The following is a 22,431-nucleotide window of genomic DNA, read 5'->3' as shown; positions in this document are numbered from 1 at the left end:
GTCGGTATGTTGCGCCAGGCAGCATTCTTGGCTGCGGCCTAGGCTCCGGGATGCGGCTCGATCACGTCGTGCTCGCCGCCGAAGCCGTGCATATAGAAGGCCCATTGCAGTCCGATGACGGCACCCTTGACCGGCTGCAGCAGCGCAACCGACAAAAGGATGGTCAGCGGCACCCAGATGGCGATGTGCTGCCATATGGACAAAGTCGACGTCGCCTCCACGCCCATGAAAGCGCCCAGCACGATGTGGCCGACAATGACGATGACGAGGTAGGCCGGCAGGTCGTCGGCCCGGTGGTGATGCAATTCCTCGCCGCAGACGCCGCATGTGTCGACGGTCTTGGTAAAAGCGCGAAACAGCTTGCCTTCGCCGCAATGCGGGCAGCGGCCGAGCAGGCCGCGCTTCATCGCCGTCCACAGCGGGCGTGCGGCCCGGCCCGAGTGATGTTCTCCGCCGAAAACCTGTTCTTCCATGGCTGTTGTCATCATCGTCTCCTGCCGCGCGAACCCGGTCGCGATTGCGACGCGCGGGCGCGGCCCTTGGCCTTGTGAAACGACCGCTTGGAGCCCGGCAGAGGCTTTGGGTCGGTCAACATCTCAAAGCGCATTGCGCCGGCCATCGGCGCCACCTCGATAAGCCGGACCTCGACGCGGTCCGCGAGTTGGTAGCCTTTGCCAGAGCGTTCTCCGAACAGGGAGCGAGCCGTTTCATCGTATATATAGTAATCGCCGCCCAGAGTTGACACCGGGATGAAACCATCCGCGCCGTACTGCGGCAATTGGACAAATAGTCCTGATTTGGTGACGCCGGAGATGCGGGCATCGAAGCGGTCATCGACGCGTTCGGCGAGATAGGCGGCGATCAGACGGTCGACCGTGTCCCGCTCGGCCGCCATTGCGCGGCGTTCCGTGCCGGAGATCAGCACCGCGACATCTTCGAGCCGTGCCGCTTCGTCCTGCGTCAGCCCACCCGGACCCAGTCCGAGTGCGGCAATAAGTCCGCGATGCACGATCAAATCGGCATAGCGGCGGATCGGCGAGGTGAAATGGGCGTAGCGGCGGAGGTTGAGACCGAAATGGCCGATGTTCTTTGGCGAGTATTCGGCCTGGCTCTGCGAGCGCAGCACCACTTCGTTGACGAGGCCTTCATTGTCGGCGCCGCGCACGCGCTCCAAAATGCCGTTGAACTGGCTTGGCTGCATCTGCGCGCCGCGCGCCAGTGACAGGCCCAATGTCTGCAGGAACTCGCGCAGCGATTCCTGCTTGGCGAGCGACGGCGCGTCGTGGACGCGATAGACCAGCTCCTGCTTCTTCGCCTCCAGCGTCTCGGCCGCGGCGACATTGGCCTGGATCATGAATTCTTCGATGAGCTTGTGGGCATCGAGCCGCTCCGGCACGATGACGCGGTCGACGGTGCCGTCCGGCTTGAGTACGATCTTGCGCTCCGGCAGATCGAGTTCGAGCGGCTGGCGGCCATCGCGGCCGCGCTTCAGGATCGCATAGGCGTCCCACAGTGGCTTCAGCACGGTTTCGAGGATCGGGCCTGTCTTGTCGTCCGGCGCGCCGTCGATCGCCGCCTGAGCCTGTTGGTAGGCGAGCTTTGCCGCCGACTTCATCATGACGCGATGGAAGGTGTGCCTGAGCTTGCGGCCCTCGGCCGAAAAGATCATGCGCACCGCCAATGCCGGCCGGTCCTGGCCCTCGCGCAGCGAGCAGAGATCGTTGGAGATGCGCTCGGGCAGCATCGGCACGACACGATCCGGGAAATAGACCGAGTTGCCGCGCTTCAGCGCTTCGCGGTCGAGTGCAGTGCCATAGCGCACATAGGCGGCGACGTCGGCGATCGCCACGGTGGCAACCACGCCGCCGGGGTTCTTCTCGTCGAGATCCGGCGTGGCGAAGACGGCGTCGTCATGGTCCTTGGCGTCGGCCGGATCGATGGTGACCAGCGGCAGGTCGCGCCAATCCTCGCGATGGTCAAGCGTCGCCGGTTTGACGGCTTCGGATTCTGCGATGACGTCGGCCGGGAAGATATGCGGAATGTCGTGCGCATGGATGGCGATCATAGAGACCGCCTTTTCGCTGGTCAGAGAGCCCAGCACGTTGAGCACCTTGGCTCTCGGCAAGCCGAAACGGGAGGCTCGCGCCGGCTCGACCTCGACCAGGTCGCCATTCTTGGCGCCGTTCTGGAATTCCTTGTCGACGATCAGTTCGGGCTGGCGCCGTTCCACCGGTTCGATGCGGAAGGTGCCGTCCTGCAGGATGCGAAAGATACCGAGCACGGCATCGGTACGTTTTTCGAAAATCTTCACCACCCGCCCGGTGTAGGCGGGGCCGCCCAGGGCGACGTTCGTGTCGTCGGCCGGAAAGGTCTTGGCCAGCACGCGGTCGCCAATGCCGGGCGCCGGTCCACTGCCACTGCGCGACAGGCGGATGGAAACGATCGGCGGCGGCCCATTGGCTGTGTGTTCGGTTGGGCGCGCCAAGAGCACGCCATCGGCATCGCGGTCGAAAATATCGAGGACCGTGACATGGGGCAGGGCACCGACGCGGGCCAGCCCCTTGCGCTCCTTGGTGAGGACGCCTTCGTCCTGCAGGTCGCGCAAAATATCCTTCAGCCAGATGCGGTCGTCGCCGCGCAGCGCGAACGCCTTGGCGATGTCGCGCTTGCCGGCGCGATCAGGATTTTCGGCAATGTAGCGCAGGATTTCGTCACGCGACGGCCGATAGTCGTCCTTGACCTTGGCCCTGGTGTCGGCGGTGCGCGGATCGCCGTGGGTTCTGCCGGTGATCTTGCGCGCCACGCTGTCCTACCCTTTTTTCTTCGCGGCCGGCTTCTTAGCAGCCGGCTTCTTGGCGGCTACTTTCTTGGTTGCCGGAGCTTTGGCCGCGGCCGCCTTGCGGAACGGCTTTTTGCCGCCGCCGCCCTTGGCTTCCTTCTCGGCAATCAGCGCCAGCGCATCCTCCATCGTCACCGACTGGGGATCCTTGCCCTTGGGCAGCGTAGCATTGACCTTGCCGAAATTCACGTAAGGCCCGTATTTGCCGTCGCGCACGACGATCTTGCCGCCGCCATCGGGGTGGTCGCCGAGCTCCTTGAGCGCAGCGGCCGTGCCGCCATTGCGGCCACCCTTGCCCTTCAGCTGCTTCTCGGCGATCACCGACACGGCGCGGTTGAGGCCGATCGAGAACACGTCCTCGATGCTTTCGAGATTGGCATAGGTGCCGTCATGCAGCACGAACGGACCGTAACGGCCGAGCCCGGCCGAGATCATCTTGGCCGTTTCCGGATGCTGGCCGACATCGCGCGGCAGCGACAGCAGCGCCAGCGCCTTTTCGTGGTCGATCGACTCTGCCGTCCAGCCCTTGGGCAGGCTGGAGCGCTTGGCTTCCTTGCCGTCGCCGCGTTGCAGATAGGGGCCGAAGCGGCCGCTGCGCAGCGTGATTTCCTCTGACGTATAGGGGTCCTTGCCGATGACCTTGGTGCCGTCTTCGCCGCCGCCATTCTCGCCATTGGGGTTGGCGGCATCGCCGAGCTGGCGGGTGAAGGAGCATTCGGGATAGTTGGAGCAGCCGACAAAGGCGCCGAACTTGCCGAGCTTCAGCGACAGATTGCCGGTGCCGCATTTCGGGCAGATGCGTGGATTCGAACCGTCTTCGCGCGCGGGGAACACCAGCGGCGCCAGCTCTTCATTGAGCGCATCCAGCACGTCGGTGACGCGCAGTTCCTTGATGTCGGCGACGGCGCCGGAAAAATCCTTCCAGAAATCGCGCAGCACGTCCTTCCAGGCGAGCTTGCCGTCCGAAATCTCGTCGAGCTTTTCCTCGAGGGACGCGGTGAAGTCGTACTCGACATAGCGCTTGAAGAAGCTTTCGAGGAAAGCCGACAGCAGCCGGCCCTTGGCCTGCGGCACCAGCCGGCGCTTGTCGATGGTGACATAGTCGCGGTCCTCGAGCGTCTTCAGGATCGCCGTATAGGTAGAAGGCCGGCCGATGCCGAGCTCTTCCAGCTTCTTGATCAGCGACGCTTCGGAGTAACGCGGCGGCGGCTCGGTGGTGTGCTGGGTGGCGTTGATCGCCTGGCGGGCAAGCTGCTCGCCGGCACGGATCTCGGGCAGGCGACGATTTTCCTCGTCTTCCGCATCGTCGTCCTTCTGGTCGGTGTATGCGGCGATGAAACCGTCGAACCGAACGACCGAACCGACGGCACGCAGCTCCGCGGTGCGCGATCCATTGACCGCCTCGATCTCTGCGGTGGTGCGCTCGATTTCGGCCGGCTGCATCTGGCTGGCGATGGCGCGCTTCCAGATCAGCTCATAGAGCCGCATCTGGTCGGAATCGAGATATTGCCTGACCGATGCCGGGGTGCGCATGAAATCCGTCGGGCGGATCGCTTCGTGCGCTTCCTGGGCGTTCTTGGCTTTGGCCGTATATTGGCGCGGCTTTTCCGGCAGGTATTTTGGACCGAATTCCTTGGCAATGGCATCGCGTGCGGCGTCGATCGCCTCGGGTGCCATCTGTACGCCGTCGGTTCGCATATAGGTGATCAGACCGGTGGTCTCGCCGCCGATCTCCATGCCTTCATAGAGGCGTTGCGCCACCTGCATGGTGCGGCTGGCCGAGAAGCCGAGACCCGACGAGGCGGCCTGCTGCAGCGTCGAGGTGGTGAAGGGCGGGCCGGGATTGCGCTTGGTCGGCTTGGCTTCCACCGACACCGCCTTGAAGGTCGCGCCTTCGAGCATCGACTTGATGTCGTCGGCCTGCGCCTTGTTTGAAATGTCGAGCTTTTGCAGCTTCTTGCGATCGAAGGCGGTCAGCCGCGCTTCGAAATTCTCGTTGCGCGGCGTGCCCAGCAGTGCAGCGATCTGCCAGTATTCCTCGCGAATGAAGCGCTCGATCTCGGATTCGCGGTCGCAGACGAGACGCAGCGCAACCGACTGGACGCGTCCGGCCGAACGGGCGCCCGGCAGTTTGCGCCACAGCACCGGCGACAGCGTGAAGCCGACGAGATAATCCAGCGCCCGGCGGGCGAGATAGGCATCGACCAGCGGCGCATCGATCTGGCGCGGATTGGCCATCGCTTCCAGCACCGACGATTTGGTGATGGCGTTGAAGACGACGCGGCTGACCGGCTTGTCCTTCAGCGCGCGCTTCTGCTTCAGAACTTCCAGCACATGCCAGGAAATCGCTTCGCCTTCGCGATCCGGATCGGTGGCGAGGATCAGGCCGTCGGCGTCCTTGACCGCCTTGGCGATGTCGGCGAGGCGCTTGCCGGAGGCGGTGTCGACCGCCCAGGACATGGCGAAATCCTCATCCGGACGCACCGAGCCATCCTTGGCCGGCAAGTCCCTGATATGGCCGAACGAGGCCAGAACCTTGTAGTTCTTGCCGAGGTATTTGTTGATTGTCTTCGCCTTGGCCGGCGATTCGACGACGACGACGTCCATGAGGTCTCATATCAGCTGTGGTGCGGCAGAAGAATTCCGCTGCGCGCGACGAAATCTCGTTCTATTTGTCGCTCACATGGCCGCGCTTTTGCATCCGGTCAAGGGGAAGCGCCCAAATTGCGGGCCGGTCCGCAGCAATACACTCTTAGAGTGTATGGAGAAAATCACAGAATTTGGGAAAGGCAGATGGTGGGTCTGAGTCAGCGGAAACGACCCGATTCATTTTTCCGCCGAGTCGTTGAAATGCTGCCCAAACCAGGACGGGCGACATTATAACGGGCTGTTCGATGCCGGCCGCCGGATGGCATGGAGATGCCCGGCGACCAGCCCTTGTCCCGCCAGCAGCGGGACTGGCGTGCTTAGTCGGCCTTGACGATATGCCAGACTTCGCCGACGCCGTCGCCGGTCACATCGCCGGGCTTCTTGTCCTTTATGAAGGTGTAGACCGGCTTGCCGTCATAGGCCCACATCTTGGTGCCGTCGGTGCGGTCGACGACGCTCCACTCGTCATCCGCCTTGGCGCCGGCTTCGGCTTTCAGCGGCGGCCAGTTGGTGGCGCATTTGTCGTAGCAGTTGCTCTTGCCCCTCTCGTCCTTGTCATAGGTGTAAAGCGTCATGCCATTGGCGTCGGTGTAGATCTTGGCGCCATTGACCTCGGCTTCCTTCCACGCGTCGGCAGCGAAGGATGCGGCGGTGCTGAGCAGAAGCGCTGCCAGTCCTGCGGTTATGGTTTTCATGGAAATCTCCTGACTGATATCTGGAGACGCGCGGGAAATCGCGGCCTCACAGCATCAACGCCTGCGGGCTGTCGTTTCTTCCTGGCAAGTGCGTCGGGCAATGGATGATCTTGCCAACACAATGGTGATTGGTGGACAAGGCTGCGCGTCGCTATATCGGCGTCACGACATAGGAGTTCTTGGAAATGGCATTGGACATCGGCTATGTCAGCGCGGTCGGGGCTGGGGCGATTTCGTTCCTGTCGCCTTGCGTGCTGCCGCTGGTGCCGCCTTATCTCTGTTATATGGCCGGCGTCTCGGTCGACGATTTCCGTGGCAATGCGGGTGCGACAGCGCGTGAAGGCGCACGCGGCGCGCTGATCTATTCTTCGATCGCCTTCGTGCTCGGCTTCTCGACCGTCTTTGTCGCGCTCGGCGCCGGCGCCTCGACCATCGGCCGGCTGCTGCGCGTCTGGCAGGAGCCGCTGGCCATGGGCGCAGGCGTGCTGATCATCCTGATGGGCCTGAATTTCCTCGGCGTCCTGCGCATTCCGCTGCTGTCACGCGAGGCACGCTTCCAGTCGCAAGGGAAGCCGGCAAGTGCAATCGCGGCCTATGTCATGGGGCTGGCTTTCGCCTTCGGCTGGACGCCCTGCATCGGCCCGGTGCTGGGACCGATCCTGACGCTGGCCGGCGGCCGCGAGACGGTGGGCGAGGGCGCGCTGCTGCTCGCCGCCTATTCGCTCGGGCTGGGCATCCCGTTCCTGATCGCCGCGCTGTTTTCCGGCGCCTTCATGCGCTTCCTCGGCAAATTCCGCGTCCATCTCGGCCGCGTCGAAAAGGCCATCGGCGCGCTGCTGGTGATCGCCGGTGTGTTTTTTCTGACTGGTGGCGTGCAGACCGTGTCGTATTGGCTGCTGGAGAATTTTCCAGTGCTGGGGCGGCTGGGGTAGTCTCCCCCCGCACGGGAACGATGCACACCAGCTCGCATTTGCAGTGCCGTTGACCAACACTTTTTCGAGCCGGGAGGCGAGAATGGTAGCCAAGGCGGATGTGCGAAAATTCTTCAAGGCCTATGAGAAAATCTACAATGACGCGATCGCCGACACCGTCGATCTCAACGACGTCGCGGACATGTATTCGGCGGGTTTTGTCTCGGTGACGCCGGCGGCGGTCATGGTTGGCGAGAATGGCGAGCAGTTGAAGGCCATTATGACAAAGGGTTTTGAGGCCTATCGTGCCCTCGGCAGCAAGAGAATGACCTGCGTCGATGTCTCGGTGATGCCAATCGATCAGGACCATTGCGTGGCTGAGGTAAACTGGTCCGGTGACTATGAACGCAAGGATGGGAGTCTCGTGACCATCGACTTTGCGATCAACTATCTCGTCGAAAAGCGCGATGGCAAGCTGAAGGTGTTTGGCTGGATATCGGGTGACGAGCAGGCGGAATTCAGGAAACACGGCCTGTTGTAGGGGTGCTGACTGCCGAATTCTGTCCTAAGACCCGCTGATTAAGAGTCAGCTGCTCCGCCATCTCACCGGAATTTAACCGCATTGGTGAAGCATGGGCCCACTGCTATCCTGTCTTGATTCCCAACCCTTTCATATGGTTGCCCTTCCATGAGCCAGAGATCCTGCCTGTCCGTCATCCTCGCCGCCGGCGAAGGCACGCGCATGAAGAGCGTGCTGCCGAAGGTGCTGCACCAGATTGCCGGGCTGCCGATGGTCGCCCATGTGGTGAAGGCAGCGGAAGAGGCGGGTGCCGGCAGCCAGGCGCTGGTGATCGGCCATGGCGCCGACGAGATGCGCAAGGCCGCGGCAAAGTTCGCGCCCAAGGCCGAGACTTTCGTGCAGGAAAAGCGCCTTGGCACCGCGCACGCCGTGCTTGCCGCGCGCGATGCAATATCAAAGGGTTATGACGATATCCTGGTCATGTTCGGGGACACGCCGCTGATCGATGCAGATGCGCTGACCGTGGCGCGGCTGAAACTGGCTGAAGGCGCTGCCGTCGTCGTGATCGGCTTCCGTCCGCCCAGTCCGACTGGTTATGGCCGGTTGATCGAAAAGGACGGCAAGCTGACCGCCATCCGCGAGGAGAAGGACTGCTCCGAGGAGGAGAGGAAAATAACCTTCTGCAATGCCGGCATGATGGCGGTGGCCGGCGCCCATGCGCTGGCGCTGCTCGATCAGGTCGGCAACAAGAATGCCAAGGGCGAGTATTATCTCACCGATATTGTCGAGATCGCCAGTGCGCGAGGCCTCGATGTCGTGGCCACCGAAGCCAGTTTCGAAAGCGCGCTCGGCATCAACAACCGCGCCGAACTGGCGCAAGCCGAAGCCATCTGGCAGGCGCGCCGGCGGCATGAGGCGATGCTGTCGGGCGTGACGCTGATCGCGCCGGAGACCGTGTATTTCTCGCACGACACCGAGATCGGCACTGACACGATCGTCGAGCCCCATGTCTGGTTCGGTCCGGGCGTGAAGATTGCCACGGGCGCCAAGGTCCATGCCTTCAGCCATATCGAGGGCGCCACCATTGCGTCCAATTGCGATGTCGGGCCGTACGCGCGGCTGCGGCCGGGCGCCGATCTCAGGAACAAGGCCAAGGTCGGCAATTTCTGCGAGGTCAAGCAGGCGGTTATCGAAGAGGGCGCCAAGGTCAACCATTTGACCTATATCGGTGACGCCCGTGTCGGTGCTGGGGCCAATATCGGCGCCGGCACCATTACCTGCAATTATGACGGCTATTCGAAATTCTTCACCGACATCGGCGAGGGCGCTTTTGTCGGCTCCAATTCGTCGCTGGTGGCGCCTGTCACCATCGGCAAGGGCGGCTACATCGCCTCAGGCAGCGTGATCACCGAAAGCGTGCCCGACGACGCGCTGGCCTTCGGCCGCGCCCGCCAGAAGACCATTCCAGGCAAGGGCAAGGAGTTGCGCGAGCGCTTTGCTTCGGCGGCGGCGGCGAAGAAAAAGTAAGACCAGCCCGCAAACCGAACGATTGCAGTAACCGGATTGCAAGAGCGGCCTGTCATGGTGCATCGACAGAATGAGCGTTCCGTTATACGGGACGAAATGCAATGTGACTTTCCACGGCAGGCTGGCCATCCCTAAATAGCGCTGGTTTTCCGGGGAATCGGGGGCTTTCTGCATGTGCGGTATCGTTGGAATCGTCGGCCACTCGCAGGTTGCGCCGCTCATCGTCGATGCGCTGAAGCGGTTGGAGTACCGTGGCTATGATTCGGCCGGCGTCGCGACCATCGAGCGTGGCGAACTCGCCCGCCGCCGCGCCGAAGGCAAGTTGATCAACCTGGAGCGCCGGCTCAAGGACGAGCCGCTCGATGGCACGATCGGCATCGGCCACACGCGCTGGGCGACGCATGGCGTGCCCAACGAGACCAATGCGCATCCGCATTTTTCCGACGGCGTCGCCATCGTCCACAACGGCATCATCGAGAATTTCGCCGAACTGCGCGACGAACTGGTCCGCGACGGCTATTCTTTTTCGTCGCAGACCGACACCGAGGTCGTGGCGCATCTGGTGGCCCGCGAACTCGCCAAGGGGCTGAATCCGGTCGAAGCCGCGCACCAGGCGCTGAAGCGGCTGGAAGGCGCCTTTGCGCTGGCGATCATGTTCAAAGGCGACGAGGATTTGATCGTCGGCGCCCGCAACGGTCCGCCTTTGGCCGTCGGCCATGGCGATGGCGAGATGTTCCTGGGCTCCGACGCCATCGCGCTCGCCCCGTTCACCAATTCGATCACCTATCTGGAAGATGGCGACTGGGCGGTGGTGCGCCGTGGCGGTGTCACCATCTTCGACATTGACGGCACAAAGGTCGACCGCAAACGCCAGCAGTCGCTGTCGACCAGCTTCATGGTCGACAAGGGCAACCGACGCCATTTCATGGAAAAGGAAATCCATGAGCAGCCCGAGGTGATCTCGCACACGCTGGCGCATTACGTGGATTTCGTCTCCGGAGTGTCGAAGCCGCTCGACCTGCCGTTCGACTTCGCCAAAATTGGTCGGCTGGCGATCTCGGCCTGCGGCACGGCGTATCTGGCCGGCCTGATCGGCAAGTACTGGTTCGAACGCTACGCGCGCCTGCCCGTCGACATCGATGTCGCCTCCGAATTCCGTTACCGCGAAATGCCGCTGTCGAAGAACGATGCGGCGTTTTTCATCTCGCAATCGGGCGAGACCGCCGACACGCTGGCCTCGCTGCGTTATTGCCGCAAAGCCGGCATGAAGATCGGCGCGATCGTCAATGTGCGCGAATCGACCATGGCGCGCGAATCCGACGTCGTGCTGCCGACGCTTGCCGGACCCGAGATCGGCGTCGCCTCGACCAAGGCCTTCACCTGCCAGCTTTCCGTGCTGGCCGCGCTTGCGGTGCGCGCTGGCGTGGCGCGCGGTATGATTTCGAAGGAACAGGAGAAAACCCTGGTGCGCGCGCTTTCGGAAGCGCCGCGCTACGCCAACCAGGTGCTCAAGCTTGAAGAGCAGATCGAGCGGATCGCGCGCGAACTCTCGCGCTACAAGGACGTGCTCTATCTCGGCCGCGACACCAACTTCCCGCTGGCCATGGAAGGCGCGTTGAAACTCAAGGAAATCTCCTACATCCACGCCGAAGGCTATGCAGCCGGCGAACTGAAGCATGGGCCGATCGCGCTGATCGACGAGAACATGCCGGTCATCGTCATCGCGCCGCATGACCGGATCTTCGAGAAAACCGTTTCCAACATGCAGGAAGTGGCGGCGCGCGGCGGCAAGATCATCCTGATCACCGACAGCAAGGGCGCGGCGCAGGTGAGCGTGAAGACGATGGAAACAATCGTGCTGCCGGATGTGCCCGAAATCATCTCGCCGATCATCTATGCGCTGCCGATACAGATGCTGGCCTATTTCACCGCCGTGTTCATGGGCACCGACGTCGACCAGCCACGCAATCTGGCGAAATCGGTGACGGTGGAATAGGTATCGTCAAATCTTGCGCGCAATTGCCAATGCTGCCCAACTGAATGACCTTCGATCGCCGCCCGGAAATCATCTTGAAGCCCTGAACGGGAGCCGAGCCGGACAGCATTCAATTCGCATCAACGACCAGTGGCGCATCTGCTTCAAATGGACCGCTGCTGGCGCTGAAGACGTGGAGATCGTCGATTACCATTGAGCAGGCACTTGCCCTGAACCCTTGAGGACCCTGAACTATGCTCAAGTTCGCACGTCCAGTTCATCCTGGAGAATTCCTGCGTGAAGAATATCTCGTCCCGCTCGGCATGAGTGTAGGCGCGCTGGCGAAAAAGCTCAACCTTCCGCGCACCCGTATCGAACGCATTGCCAAGGAAGAGATCGGCCTGACTCCCGATACCGCTCTTCGCCTCGCCAGATTTTTCAACACCACGCCCGAATTCTGGATGAATTTTCAACCGGCCTATGAGCTTGAAACCGAAGCCAGAAAGCTGGCGCCGGAGCTCGAGAAGATTGAGCCGTTGGAAGTAGCGGCATAATCGGCTCTTTAAAAACTTCGCAGTTCCAAAGCTTCGTCCGGTTCACTAATGTTGCGCTGCAACCCGCGCTCCGGTGAACCATGTCCGACGCTCCCAAGACCTCCGGCATGACCCGGCTGAGGAACTATTTCCTCACGGGCTTCATCGTCTGCGCGCCCTTGGCGATCACCGCCTACATTGCCTGGTCGTTCATCGGCTGGGTCGATTCCTGGGTGAAGCCTTATATTCCGGCCCGCTACAGCCCTGACACCTACCTGTCGTTTCCGGTGCCGGGGTTCGGACTGATCGTGGCGCTTATCCTGATCACGCTGATCGGTTTCCTGACGGCAAACATCGTCGGCCGCGCCATCGTCAATTTCGGCGAGCGCCTGCTTGGCCGCATGCCGCTGGTGCGCGGCATCTACGGCTCGCTGAAACAGATTTTCGAGACCGTGCTGTCGAACAAGGGCGACATGTTCCGCCAGGTCGGGCTGGTCGAATATCCGCGCAAGGGCGTGTGGTCGCTGGTGTTCGTCGCCAGTGAAAAGGAAACCGAGATCAACCAGAAGCTCGACCAGGAAGGCGATCCGCTGATCGCCGTATTCATGCCGTGCACGCCAAACCCGACCACGGGCTTCCTGATGTATGTGCCGAAGTCGGACATCGTGCCGCTCGACATGACGATCGAGGATGGCGCCAAGCTGATCGTCTCCGCCGGTCTGGTGGCGCCCGAAGTAAAGCAAATGGTTGTCGTGAATGGCGAGCCGATCGAAGGGATGCTCGCCAACCCTTCGGTTGCCGCCCTGGCTCAGCCGGCGCGCAGAAGCCGCACGGCTTCGTCGCGACCGAACAAGTAAAGCAGCAGGCGCAACGCCTCACCACGCTGCGATTGCAGCTCCGGATCGCGTGACAGGATCAGCCTGGCATCGTCGCGGGCGGCCTCCAGAAGGTCGGCATGCGCCTCGATGCGAGCCACCTGGAAGCCCGGCGTGCCCGACTGGCGGGTGCCCAGCAATTCGCCTTCGCCGCGCAGCTTCAGGTCCTCCTCGGCGATCAGGAACCCATCCTCGGTCTCGCGCATCACCGACAGCCGGCGTTTTGCGGTCTCGCCGAGCGGGTCCTTGTAGAGCAGCACGCATGAGGAGGGCTTGTCACCGCGTCCGACCCGGCCGCGCAGCTGGTGCAACTGGGCCAGGCCGAAGCGCTCTGCATGCTCGATGACCATGACGGTGGCGTCCGGCACATCGACGCCGACCTCGATGACGGTGGTGGCGATCAGGATGCGTGTCTCGCCCTGCTTGAAGGCGCGCATCGCCTCGTCCTTCTCGGCACCCTTCATGCGGCCGTGAACGAGACCGATGCGATCGCCGAACAATGGTTTCAGCGAGGCGAAGCGGTCTTCGGCCGACATCAGTTTGATCTCTTCGGATTCCTCGACCAGCGGACAGATCCAGTAGATCTTCTGGCCGCCGGCGACGGCGTCCACCATGCGGGCGACCAGTTCGTCGAGCCGCTCGAGCGGCAGCGTAACGGTACGGATCGGCTGGCGGCCGGCCGGTTTTTCCGTCAGTTTCGACACGTCCATGTCACCGAAAGCGGTCAGCACCAGGGTGCGCGGGATAGGAGTGGCCGTCATCACCAACATGTCTGGCGCGTCGCCCTTGGCGGTGATGGCAAGCCGCTGATGGACGCCGAAACGATGCTGCTCGTCGATGACGGCGAAGACGAGGTCTTTGAAGGTGACGGTCTCCTGGAACAGCGCGTGGGTGCCGACGACGATGTCGATCTCGCCGGTTGCCAGGCCGACCAGCGTATCCGCGCGTTCGCGGCCCTTCTCGCGACCGGTGAGGATGGCGATGCGAAGCCCTACCTTGGCGGCAAGCGGCGTGATGGTCGCAAGATGCTGGCGCGCCAGGATTTCGGTCGGTGCCATCAAGGCTGCCTGGCCGCCGGCCTCGACGGCACGCGCCATGGCCAGCAGCGCGACGACAGTCTTGCCGGAACCGACATCGCCCTGCAGAAGCCGCAGCATGCGCTCTGGGTCGGCGAGGTCGGCATTGATTTCGGCCAGCGCAAACTCCTGGCTTGATGTCAGCGAATAGGACAGTGCGGCCCGCAGTTTTTCGACGATGCGGCCGTCGCCGACCAGGGGTCGCCCGGACAGCCTGCGGACTTTCGCTCGCACCAGCGCCAGCGAGACCTGGCCCGCCAGCAACTCGTCATAGGCGAGCCGCCGCCAGGCGGCACCATCGATGGAGACGTCAATCGGGTCGGCCGGATTGTGGATGCGGGCAAGCGCATCGCCAAAGGCCGCAAAGGTGTGCCGCCGCATGAAGGCGCCGTCCTGCCATTCGGGAAATTCAGGCACGCGCGTCAGCGCCTGGCCGATCGCCCGGCGCAGCACCTTGCCCGAGAGCCCGGCTGTCAGGGGATAGACCGGTTCGACCAGCGGCAGGTTTTCCGCCTCGCTGGCCAGCGCAATATGGTCGGGGTGGACCATGCTCGGGCGGCCGTTGAACCATTCCATGCGGCCCGAGACCACGACATGCTCGCCCTCGGGCATCGTCTTTTCGAGATAGGAGGCGTGAGCATGGAAGAAGGTCAGCGCGATCTCTCCGGTATCGTCATGGGCGAAGACCCGGTAGGGCACCGACCTGTTGCCTCGCGGTGGCGGCTGGTGGCGGTCGATGCGCACATCGAGCGTGACGATCTGGCCTTCCGCGGATCCCGCGATACCAGGCCGACTGCGCCGGTCGATGACGGTGTGCGGCAGCACGAACAGAAGATCGCCGGCACGCGCCGCGCGGTCGCCGAGATCGGCCGGAACAACCTTCTCGATCAGCGCGCCGACTTTCGGTCCGACGCCTGCAAGCGACGTAATCGGGACAAACAAGGGATCGAGGATGGTCGGGCGCATGATGTCAGCTTATGTTGCGACGGCGGCAGCGCAAGGCTGACAGCCCCTTCTATCCACGCTATATGCGCCGCAGCAAGCAAGGATGCGGTACGATGACCGGAACGACGAGATCAAGCGAGGGGCTGGACGTGCGCCGCCGCAAGCTTCTGTTTCGCTCCTGGCATCGCGGCATGCGCGAGATGGACCTGATCCTCGGCACTTTCGCCGACGCTGAGATCGGCGTCTTGACCAACGAGGAAATCGACCAATATGAGAGGCTCCTCGACATTCCCGATACCGAATTCCTGCCCATGGTCACCGGCGAACGCCCGGTTCCGGCCGATATCGATTGTGCCGTCCTGCGAAAGATCCTGGCTTTCCGCCGCTCTCTGACATTCTGAACACAAGCAATTCCAGGAAAAGTAACGAAGCGGTTTTCCGTTCGGAATTGCGATAAAACAAGACCGTGATTTCATGAGCCTCATTCCCACCATCGGTCTGCCGAAAGGCCGCGCCGGTCAGTTCATCGTCGATGGCGTCGCCGACGGCTACGAAGCCTTTGCGCTGGTGCAGGCGGCGCTCGAGATCGCGCCCGACAAGCCGGTTCTGTTCGTCGCGCGCGACGGTCAGCGCCTGCCGGCGATCATCGAGGCATTGTCCTTCGCGGCCCCCGGCCTGCCGGTGCTGGAACTGCCGGCCTGGGATTGCTTGCCCTACGACCGCGTCTCGCCCGGCTCCGATGCGGCCGCCAAGCGCCTCGATGCGCTGACCGCCATGATCGCTCTGGCGAAGAAGCCGCACCGCGCCGTCATCCTCACCACCGCCAATGCGCTGCTGCAGCGCATTCCGCCGTCCGAGTTGGTCGAGGCGCAGACTTTTCATGCCAGGCCCGGCAACCAGATCGACATGAACGCACTGGTCTCGCGGCTGGAAACGTCCGGTTTCGAGCGTGTGCCGACAGTGCGCGGCATCGGCGAGTTCGCGGTGCGCGGCGGCATTCTCGACCTGTTCGCCCCCGGCTGGACCGAGGCGCTCAGGCTCGATTTCTTCGGCGACACGCTGGAATCGATCCGTGTGTTCGACGCCGCCACGCAGCGCACCACCGGTCAACGCAAGTCGATGGCGCTGCAAGCGATGAGCGAAGTGGCGCTGACGCCGGAAACCATCAGCCGCTTCCGCCGCTCCTATATCGAAGCCTTCGGCGCACCGCAGCGCGACGACGGGCTCTATGCGGCGGTCAGCGAAGGGCGTCGCTTCGCTGGCATGGAGCACTGGCTGCCGTTCTTTTACGAACGGCTGGAGACGGTGTTCGACTATCTGCCTGACACGCCCGTCATCTTCGACCATCTGGCGCATGAGGCGCTGGCCGAGCGCCACACGCTGATCCTCGATCACTACGAGGCGCGCAGGAAGCAGGCCGATGGCGCGCTGAAGGATGCGGTGCCCTATAAGCCAGTCGCGCCGGACCTGCTCTATCTCTCCCCGGAAAACCTGATCACCTCGCTCGGGCCGCGCGAAGCGATCGACTTTACGCCATTCGACGCGCCCGACATTGGCGCCAAGAAGGTCTATCACGCCGGTTCGCGCCACGGCCGCAGCTTCGTCGAGGAGCGCGCCGATCCGAACGCCAACGTGTTCGATGTCGTCGTCAAACACATCGCCGATGAGCGCGCGGCGCGCCGCCGCGTCGTCATCGCCGGCTGGACCGAAGGCTCGCTCGACCGGCTTGGCCAGATCCTCGCCGAACACCATCTCGGCAACCTCAAGCAGGTCGTGACGCTGGCGGAAGCCGAAAAGCTCGAGCCGGGGCAGGCGGCCCTGGCCGTGCTGCCGCTCGAATCCGGCTTCGAGACCGAAAAACTGGTCGTCGTCGCCGAACAGGACATTTTGGGCGACCGGCTGATCCGGCGCTCGAAACGCAAGAAGCGTCCCTCGGATTTCATTGCCGAGGCCTCGGCGCTGTCGGCCGGCGACATTGTCGTCCATGCCGACCACGGCATTGGCCGTTTCATTGGCCTGCGCACCATCGAAGCGGTCGGCGCACCGCATGACTGCCTGGAAATCCACTATGCCGGCGACGACCGGCTGTTCCTGCCGGTGGAAAACATCGAACTCCTGTCGCGCTACGGTTCTGACACGGCCGAGGCGACGCTGGACAAGCTTGGCGGCGGCGCCTGGCAGTCGCGCAAAGCGCGGCTGAGGAAGCGCCTGCTCGACATGGCCGGTCAATTGATCCGCATCGCCGCCGAGCGGCAGATGCGCTCGGCGCCGCCACTGGTGCCGGCAGAAGGCCTCTATGGCGAGTTCGCCGCCCGCTTTCCCTATGAAGAGACCGACGACCAACAGACGGCCATCGATTCGGTGCGCGACGATCTTGCTGCCGGCAAGCCGATGGACCGGCTGATTTGCGGCGATGTCGGTTTCGGCAAGACCGAAGTGGCGCTGCGTGCCGCCTTCATCGCGGCAATGGAAGGTTTTCAGGTGGCGGTGGTGGTGCCGACGACATTGCTGTCACGCCAGCATTTCAAGACGTTTTCGCAGCGGTTTTCCGGCCTGCCGATCCGCGTCGCCCAGGCGTCGCGGCTGGTCGGCGCCAAGGAACTGGCCGAGACCAAGAAAGGCATCGCCGAAGGCCAGGTCGACATCGTCATCGGCACGCACGCGCTGCTCGGTTCCGCGATCTCGTTCAAGAACCTTGGTCTGCTGATCATCGACGAAGAGCAGCATTTTGGCGTCAAGCACAAGGAACGGCTGAAGGACCTGAAGACCGACGTGCACGTGCTGACGCTGTCGGCGACGCCGATCCCGCGAACGCTGCAACTGGCGTTGACCGGGGTGCGCGAGCTGTCGCTGATCGCCACGCCGCCGGTCGATCGCATGGCGGTGCGCACCTTCATATCGCCCTTCGATCCGCTGGTGATCCGCGAGACGCTGCTGCGCGAACGCTATCGCGGTGGCCATTCCTTCTATGTGGTGCCGCGCATCAGCGATCTCTCGGAAATACATGATTTCCTGAAGGAATCCGTGCCGGAGTTGAAGGTGGCGGTGGCTCATGGCCAGATGCCGCCGGGCGAACTCGACGACATCATGAATGCCTTTTATGACGGCCAGTACGACGTGCTGTTGTCGACCACCATCGTCGAATCCGGCCTCGACATCCCGACTGCCAACACGCTGATTATCCATCGCGCCGACATGTTCGGCCTGTCGCAGCTCTACCAATTGCGCGGCCGCGTCGGCCGTTCGAAGGTGCGGGCCTACGCGCTGTTCACGCTGCCGGCCAACCGCAAGCTGACCGACACCGCCGAGCGGAGGCTCAAGGTGCTGCAATCGCTCGACACTCTGGGCGCCGGCTTCCAACTGGCCAGCCACGACCTCGATATCAGAGGCGCCGGCAATCTTCTCGGCGAGGAGCAGTCCGGACACATCAAGGAGGTCGGCTTCGAACTCTACCAGCAGATGCTGGAAGAAGCCGTCGCCGAGGTGAAGGATTCGGGCGAGGTGCAGGATGGCGGCTGGTCGCCGCAGATTGCCGTCGGCACGGCGGTGATGATCCCGGAAAGCTATGTTCCGGACCTGCAGCTCCGGCTGGCGCTTTATCGCCGTCTCGGCGATCTCGAAAACACCGAGGAAATCGACGCTTTCGGCGCCGAGCTGATCGACCGCTTCGGCCCGCTGCCGGAGGAGGTGAAGCATCTGTTGAAGATCGTCTTCATCAAGGCGCTCTGCCGCAAGGCCAATGTCGAAAAACTCGACGCCGGGCCGAAGGGCGTCGTCATCCATTTCCGCAAGCGCGAATTCTCCAACCCGGTCGGGCTGGTCAAGTTCATTGGCGAACAGGGATCGTTGGCCAAGATCCGGCCGGACCACAGTGTCGTCTTCGTGCGCGACTGGCCGACAGCCGAGAAGAGGCTGGCGGGCTCGGCGGTCGTCATGACGCAGTTGGCACGGCTGGTGGAGAAGGCGGCGTAGCTAGCCTCGGACCATTCGCCAGCGCTGAAATTCCGGTCTAGAATAGGAAATCGGCTTCGTGTATGGAGCCGCGATCCCCAATTGGGGCGGGAATGGCGGAGTATAGGCCGCTGGAAAGAGCGTTGGGTGCAGCGATGACGAAATGGTCGCCGAATTCGTGGAGAGCAAAGCCGATCAAGCAGGTTCCTGCTTATCCGGACCTTGCAGCGCTGAAGAACACGGAGGCCCAGCTCGCAACCTTTCCGCCGCTGGTTTTTGCCGGTGAGGCGCGCAAGCTAAAGAAGCAGCTCGCTTCGGTCGCTGCCGGTGACGCATTCCTCCTTCAGGGTGGCGATTGCGCCGAGAGCTTCGCCGAGCATGGCGCGGACAACATCCGCGACTTTTTCCGCGTCTTCCTGCAGATGTCGGTGGTGCTGACCTTCGCCGGCGCGCAGCCGGTGGTCAAGGTCGGCCGCGTTGCCGGCCAGTTCGCCAAGCCGCGCTCGTCCGACAATGAGACCAAGGGCGAGGTGACGCTGCCCAGCTATCGCGGCGACATCATCAACGGCATCGAATTCGACCCGAAGTCGCGCATTCCGGATCCCGCTCGCCAGGAGATGGCGTACCGCCAGTCGGCGGCGACGCTCAACCTTCTGCGCGCCTTCGCGCAAGGCGGCTATGCCAGCCTGGAGAATGTGCACCGCTGGATGCTCGGCTTCGTGTCCGACAGCCCGCAGGGCGAGAAATACGAGTCGCTCGCCAACCGCATCACCGAGACGATGGACTTCATGAAGGCCGTCGGCATCACTTCGGAAACCAACTACGCGCTGCGCGAGACCGATTTCTATACCAGCCATGAGGCGCTGCTGCTCGGCTACGAGGAGGCGCTGACGCGTGTCGATTCGACCTCCGGCGACTGGTACGCTACCTCGGGCCATATGATCTGGATCGGCGACCGCACCCGCCAGCCCGACCATGCGCATGTCGAATATTGCCGCGGCATCAAGAACCCGCTCGGCCTGAAATGCGGTCCGTCGCTGACGCCGGACGGCTTGCTGGAGCTGATCGACTTGCTCAACCCCGAAAATGAACCCGGCCGGCTGACGCTGATTGCACGTTTCGGCTCCGACAAGGTCGCCGACCATCTGCCGAAGCTGGTTCGCGCGGTGCAGAAGGAAGGCCGCTCCGTGGTGTGGTCGTCGGACCCGATGCACGGCAACACGATCGAGGCCGCCGGCTACAAGACGCGGCCGTTCGACCGCATCCTGAAGGAGGTTCAGACCTTCTTCGAAGTGCACCGCGCCGAAGGCACGCATCCGGGCGGCATCCATGTCGAGATGACCGGTAAGAACGTCACCGAATGCACCGGTGGCGCGCGCGCCATCACCGCCGAGGAGTTGCAGGACCGCTACCACACCCATTGCGACCCGCGCCTCAACGCCGACCAGGCGATCGAACTGGCGTTCCTGGTGTCAGACCTGCTCAAGAAGAGCCACCCGGTGCAGCACAAGCAGGTTGCGAACGGTTAAGCTCGATTTCGGCCTGAACGGCTGACGGAAAAAGCGCTGGAGAAATCCGGCGCTTTTCTTTTGGTTGGTTCAGTGCCCGCGTTCCCAGCGCAGGCCGGCGAGTCTGGGGTCAGCAAACGCCGTCCTTGAAAACTCGATGCGCTTTTCCGGAAACTCGCAGATCGCCTGCACGCCGAACGCCCCAAGCCGGATGCGCCAGGTCCGCGGCTCCAGCGGCTTTGCCTTGGCAAAGCCGCGGCAGGTCAGCAGCGCAATGTTGGCGCCCTTGGGATCGCGCGCCGAGCGGTAGCGGATCGCCTCCAGCCCGGCCTCGCGGGCAGTATCGGCAATGGCCTGGCAAGCGGCATAGTCGGTCGGATGCGTCCATGCCGTTGCGTCACGATCGAGCGGCGGCCGCGTGAGATCGATCACCTTGGCGCATTTGATCGCGGCCGCAAAGGCCGTGTATTCGGCGGCGTCGCTTGGCCAGGGTGTTTTGGGCGACTCGGCAAAGAACAGCAGCCGGTAGAAGGCCATTTCGGCCACCGCGGTCATCATGGTCTCGGCCGCATAGTAGACGCCCTTGGTCCTGCCGGCACGGCGGAAGCGCGAACCGTGCGGATAGACCGAGCCGTAGCGGAAGGGCGTCGCCAGGAGATAGTGGAGATGGCGGCATTCAATTGGGATCTGCGGCTTGGTTTCCTCGATCAGGTCTTCCAGCATCGCCTGTTCGTCGAGCGTGTCGACGATTTTCAGCGTCGAGACATGGTGCTGCGCTTCGATCATGCGCCAGTACTTGCTGTCGATGCCGACGGTCTCAGACGAGAGCGCGTCGGGAGTCCAGATAGGCAATGACATCGACGAGCCCGGTGATGGTGAGGATTTTTTCAAGCGGAGCGGCGTCGAACGCCGTGTTGGCGTTCTTCAGCCATGCCCGGGCGACGACCGCGTCGCCGCCGACAATGGCGTCGAGCGAGCGGAACAGCCTGACGAACAACACGGCAAGCTCGAATGGCTTGGTGCCGCGCTCGAGCAGGAATTCGTCCCTGCGCATGCGCGAAACCGTGGCCTCCGAAACTCCGATCACCGAGGCCAGCATTCTGGCGGTGATGTCCAGCAGATCGGCCGCGCGCACCGTTGCCTTGGTCAGGACTGCATTCTCGGCTGTCTTGGCAGCGGTTTGAGATTGCATTGCGACGCCTTCCTATTTCTGTAGAAAATATAGGCCACAAAAATTCATATGGAAAGGGGCGGGACGCAAAACAATCTGCAAACGGGAGTCTCAATCCTTCTTGTAGAGCAGCCAGCTCTTGCCTGCTCGGCCAGCCATCGTCGAGTGCCTGGTGACGCGGTTGCGGCCGCTGACCTTCGAGCGATAGAGCGCCCGGTCGGCCTTGGTGTAGAGATCTTCGGGTCCTTCGGCTTCGGACGCCATGCAGATACCCATCGAGACGGTGACGGTGCCGTAATTCGTGCCCGTCTGGCTGCTGGTGAACGGCGTCTGCTCGATCAGGGCACGAATACGCTCTGCAACGTCATAGGTGGCGTCCTCGCTGGCGCCCTCGACGATCAGCGCGAACTCCTCGCCGCCGGTGCGAGCAACGAACATGTCGCCGCGAATGCTGGTCTGGAAGATATCGGCGATGCTCTGGATGATCTTGTCGCCGACCGGGTGGCCGAAGCGGTCGTTGATGTCCTTAAAGCGGTCGATGTCGGCAAGGACCAGGGCGTTGAACAGGATACCCCTGTTGCTGTTGTAGATCCTGGTGATTTCCTTGTCGAAGGCGCGGCGATTCCAGATGTGGGTCAAGGGATCGGTGTCGGCCAACCGTTTGTATTCCTCGAGCTTCGATTTGACGGTCTCGAGTTCGGCCGTCTTGTCGCTGAGCGTCGAGGCCACCTGCCGGCCGTGATCGATCGTCGAATTGGTGGCAACCGCCATGGCGTTGGCGATCTTGTGCAAAAGATCCTGGGAAAGAAGGCTGCGGCCGTTGAGGCCGCTCGATGTCTCATCGAGGATCCTGCCGTATTTCTCGATATGGCTGCGCTCGCTCCGCAGCAGTGAAGCAACCGCCTCGAGCTCCCTGGCAATGACGTCTCGGGCATGCTCGACGATGCCAGGACCATGGTTGTGGGCAAAGAAAGTGCGCCCGATCTGATCCAGTTCATCCTGTGTCGGCCGGCTGCTCAGCGAAACGACGGCCAGGCTGAGTTCGCGATTGGTGCCGCTCAGGGCCTCATAGAAGATCTCGTAATTGCGCGGCAGGCCGAGCACGCCCAACTGGCGCATTGTCGCGACAACAGTGGCTGCGATGTCGGTGCGTTCGGTCGGGACAGCTGCCGGCTGCATTCTGGTTCTTCCCCCGGATGATCCGCGGAATTCGCGGATCCCCTTTTGTCGCCGAACCCTGGGGAATGCGACCGACG

At 62.8% G+C, this 22,431-nt stretch carries 17 protein-coding genes and 1 pseudogene; 10 read left to right on the top strand and 8 right to left on the bottom strand.

Going from position 1 to position 22,431, the window contains the following annotated elements; all coding sequences use genetic code 11:
* Positions 1-38 precede the first annotated feature (38 nt).
* The 4 genes from A9K65_RS23015 to A9K65_RS23000 all read right to left on the bottom strand — a co-directional run bounded on the left by A9K65_RS23015 (position 39) and on the right by A9K65_RS23000 (position 6,183).
* On the bottom strand, positions 39-473 hold the full coding sequence (locus A9K65_RS23015; protein WP_024503574.1) for a DUF983 domain-containing protein: 435 nt from the start codon (positions 471-473) through the stop codon (positions 39-41).
* An 11-nt stretch (positions 474-484) separates the two neighbouring features.
* Entirely contained in the window at positions 485-2,803 is a 2,319-nt protein-coding gene (gene rnr / locus A9K65_RS23010) for a ribonuclease R (RefSeq protein WP_064995802.1), read from the bottom strand.
* 6 nt (positions 2,804-2,809) lie between these two features.
* Positions 2,810-5,446, bottom strand: a complete 2,637-nt coding sequence (topA, locus tag A9K65_RS23005) for a type I DNA topoisomerase (protein ID WP_064995803.1) — start codon at positions 5,444-5,446, stop codon at positions 2,810-2,812.
* 359 nt (positions 5,447-5,805) lie between these two features.
* Positions 5,806-6,183: a hypothetical protein gene (locus A9K65_RS23000; protein WP_064995804.1), complete on the bottom strand. Its 378-nt coding sequence runs from the start codon at positions 6,181-6,183 to the stop codon at positions 5,806-5,808.
* Positions 6,184-6,368: 185 nt separating this feature from the next.
* Here A9K65_RS23000 and A9K65_RS22995 point away from each other — a divergent pair, with 185 nt between their 5' ends.
* From A9K65_RS22995 to A9K65_RS22965, 7 genes and pseudogenes are all read left to right on the top strand, one after another.
* Positions 6,369-7,115, top strand: a complete 747-nt coding sequence (locus tag A9K65_RS22995; RefSeq protein WP_063173667.1) for a cytochrome c biogenesis CcdA family protein — start codon at positions 6,369-6,371, stop codon at positions 7,113-7,115.
* Positions 7,116-7,197: 82 nt separating this feature from the next.
* A complete protein-coding gene (locus A9K65_RS22990; RefSeq protein WP_013531913.1) occupies positions 7,198-7,635 on the top strand; it encodes a hypothetical protein in 438 nt (145 codons plus the stop codon).
* A gap of 147 nt (positions 7,636-7,782) precedes the next feature.
* A complete protein-coding gene (gene glmU, locus A9K65_RS22985) occupies positions 7,783-9,141 on the top strand; it encodes a bifunctional UDP-N-acetylglucosamine diphosphorylase/glucosamine-1-phosphate N-acetyltransferase GlmU (protein WP_064995805.1) in 1,359 nt (452 codons plus the stop codon).
* Positions 9,142-9,313: 172 nt separating this feature from the next.
* A complete protein-coding gene (glmS, locus tag A9K65_RS22980) occupies positions 9,314-11,137 on the top strand; it encodes a glutamine--fructose-6-phosphate transaminase (isomerizing) (protein ID WP_013531911.1) in 1,824 nt (607 codons plus the stop codon).
* 13 nt (positions 11,138-11,150) lie between these two features.
* Positions 11,151-11,333, top strand: a pseudogene (locus tag A9K65_RS22975) (type II toxin-antitoxin system RelE/ParE family toxin); the annotation flags it as partial.
* 37 nt (positions 11,334-11,370) lie between these two features.
* Positions 11,371-11,670, top strand: a complete 300-nt coding sequence (locus A9K65_RS22970; RefSeq protein ID WP_064995806.1) for a HigA family addiction module antitoxin — start codon at positions 11,371-11,373, stop codon at positions 11,668-11,670.
* An 80-nt stretch (positions 11,671-11,750) separates the two neighbouring features.
* Positions 11,751-12,506 carry a DUF502 domain-containing protein gene (locus A9K65_RS22965; RefSeq protein WP_024503567.1) on the top strand — a complete coding sequence of 252 codons (756 nt, stop codon included), beginning with the start codon at positions 11,751-11,753 and terminating at the stop codon, positions 12,504-12,506.
* Here the strand turns inward: A9K65_RS22965 and recG are convergent.
* Positions 12,458-14,566 (bottom strand): ATP-dependent DNA helicase RecG, encoded by a 2,109-nt coding sequence (gene recG, locus A9K65_RS22960; RefSeq protein WP_064995807.1) that lies wholly within the window; start codon positions 14,564-14,566, stop codon positions 12,458-12,460. The two genes, A9K65_RS22965 and recG, sit on opposite strands and share 49 nt — an antisense overlap.
* A gap of 92 nt (positions 14,567-14,658) precedes the next feature.
* Here recG and A9K65_RS22955 point away from each other — a divergent pair, with 92 nt between their 5' ends.
* The 3 genes from A9K65_RS22955 to A9K65_RS22945 all read left to right on the top strand — a co-directional run bounded on the left by A9K65_RS22955 (position 14,659) and on the right by A9K65_RS22945 (position 20,025).
* Complete coding sequence (locus A9K65_RS22955) at positions 14,659-14,946, top strand: succinate dehydrogenase assembly factor 2 (RefSeq protein WP_013531907.1); 288 nt, start codon at positions 14,659-14,661, stop codon at positions 14,944-14,946.
* Positions 14,947-15,019: 73 nt separating this feature from the next.
* Entirely contained in the window at positions 15,020-18,517 is a 3,498-nt protein-coding gene (gene mfd / locus A9K65_RS22950; RefSeq protein ID WP_013531906.1) for a transcription-repair coupling factor, read from the top strand.
* 134 nt (positions 18,518-18,651) lie between these two features.
* The gene (locus tag A9K65_RS22945; RefSeq protein WP_013531905.1) at positions 18,652-20,025 is read left to right on the top strand and encodes a 3-deoxy-7-phosphoheptulonate synthase class II; all 1,374 of its coding nucleotides are present in this window, start codon (positions 18,652-18,654) and stop codon (positions 20,023-20,025) included.
* A gap of 69 nt (positions 20,026-20,094) precedes the next feature.
* Here A9K65_RS22945 and A9K65_RS22940 read toward each other — a convergent pair whose 3' ends face one another.
* From A9K65_RS22940 to A9K65_RS22930, 3 genes are all read right to left on the bottom strand, one after another.
* Positions 20,095-20,862, bottom strand: coding sequence for an RES family NAD+ phosphorylase (locus tag A9K65_RS22940; protein ID WP_064995808.1), 768 nt, complete (start codon positions 20,860-20,862; stop codon positions 20,095-20,097).
* On the bottom strand, positions 20,822-21,196 hold the full coding sequence (locus A9K65_RS22935) for an MbcA/ParS/Xre antitoxin family protein (protein WP_064995809.1): 375 nt from the start codon (positions 21,194-21,196) through the stop codon (positions 20,822-20,824). Before A9K65_RS22935 ends, A9K65_RS22940 begins: the two co-directional genes overlap by 41 nt.
* A gap of 90 nt (positions 21,197-21,286) precedes the next feature.
* Positions 21,287-22,354 (bottom strand): GGDEF domain-containing protein, encoded by a 1,068-nt coding sequence (locus A9K65_RS22930; protein WP_013531902.1) that lies wholly within the window; start codon positions 22,352-22,354, stop codon positions 21,287-21,289.
* Between the last annotated feature and the right edge of the window lie 77 nt (positions 22,355-22,431).

It is taken from the genome of Mesorhizobium sp. WSM1497, from assembly GCF_001672455.2.
GTDB classification, from domain to species: domain Bacteria; phylum Pseudomonadota; class Alphaproteobacteria; order Rhizobiales; family Rhizobiaceae; genus Mesorhizobium; species Mesorhizobium ciceri.
Note: the sequence above shows the minus strand (reverse complement) of the source record. Positions and strands in the feature narration are given on the sequence as shown.

Coding starts and splice junctions, on each gene's coding strand:
- A9K65_RS23015 (WP_024503574.1), bottom strand. CDS start 473: ATGGAAGAACAGGTTTTCGGCGGAGAACATCACTCGGGCCGGGCCGCA.
- topA (WP_064995803.1), bottom strand. CDS start 5,446: ATGGACGTCGTCGTCGTCGAATCGCCGGCCAAGGCGAAGACAATCAAC.
- A9K65_RS23000 (WP_064995804.1), bottom strand. CDS start 6,183: ATGAAAACCATAACCGCAGGACTGGCAGCGCTTCTGCTCAGCACCGCC.
- A9K65_RS22995 (WP_063173667.1), top strand. CDS start 6,369: ATGGCATTGGACATCGGCTATGTCAGCGCGGTCGGGGCTGGGGCGATT.
- A9K65_RS22990 (WP_013531913.1), top strand. CDS start 7,198: ATGGTAGCCAAGGCGGATGTGCGAAAATTCTTCAAGGCCTATGAGAAA.
- glmU (WP_064995805.1), top strand. CDS start 7,783: ATGAGCCAGAGATCCTGCCTGTCCGTCATCCTCGCCGCCGGCGAAGGC.
- glmS (WP_013531911.1), top strand. CDS start 9,314: ATGTGCGGTATCGTTGGAATCGTCGGCCACTCGCAGGTTGCGCCGCTC.
- A9K65_RS22970 (WP_064995806.1), top strand. CDS start 11,371: ATGCTCAAGTTCGCACGTCCAGTTCATCCTGGAGAATTCCTGCGTGAA.
- A9K65_RS22965 (WP_024503567.1), top strand. CDS start 11,751: ATGTCCGACGCTCCCAAGACCTCCGGCATGACCCGGCTGAGGAACTAT.
- recG (WP_064995807.1), bottom strand. CDS start 14,566: ATGCGCCCGACCATCCTCGATCCCTTGTTTGTCCCGATTACGTCGCTT.
- A9K65_RS22955 (WP_013531907.1), top strand. CDS start 14,659: ATGACCGGAACGACGAGATCAAGCGAGGGGCTGGACGTGCGCCGCCGC.
- mfd (WP_013531906.1), top strand. CDS start 15,020: ATGAGCCTCATTCCCACCATCGGTCTGCCGAAAGGCCGCGCCGGTCAG.
- A9K65_RS22945 (WP_013531905.1), top strand. CDS start 18,652: ATGACGAAATGGTCGCCGAATTCGTGGAGAGCAAAGCCGATCAAGCAG.
- A9K65_RS22940 (WP_064995808.1), bottom strand. CDS start 20,862: ATGTCATTGCCTATCTGGACTCCCGACGCGCTCTCGTCTGAGACCGTC.
- A9K65_RS22935 (WP_064995809.1), bottom strand. CDS start 21,196: ATGCAATCTCAAACCGCTGCCAAGACAGCCGAGAATGCAGTCCTGACC.
- A9K65_RS22930 (WP_013531902.1), bottom strand. CDS start 22,354: ATGCAGCCGGCAGCTGTCCCGACCGAACGCACCGACATCGCAGCCACT.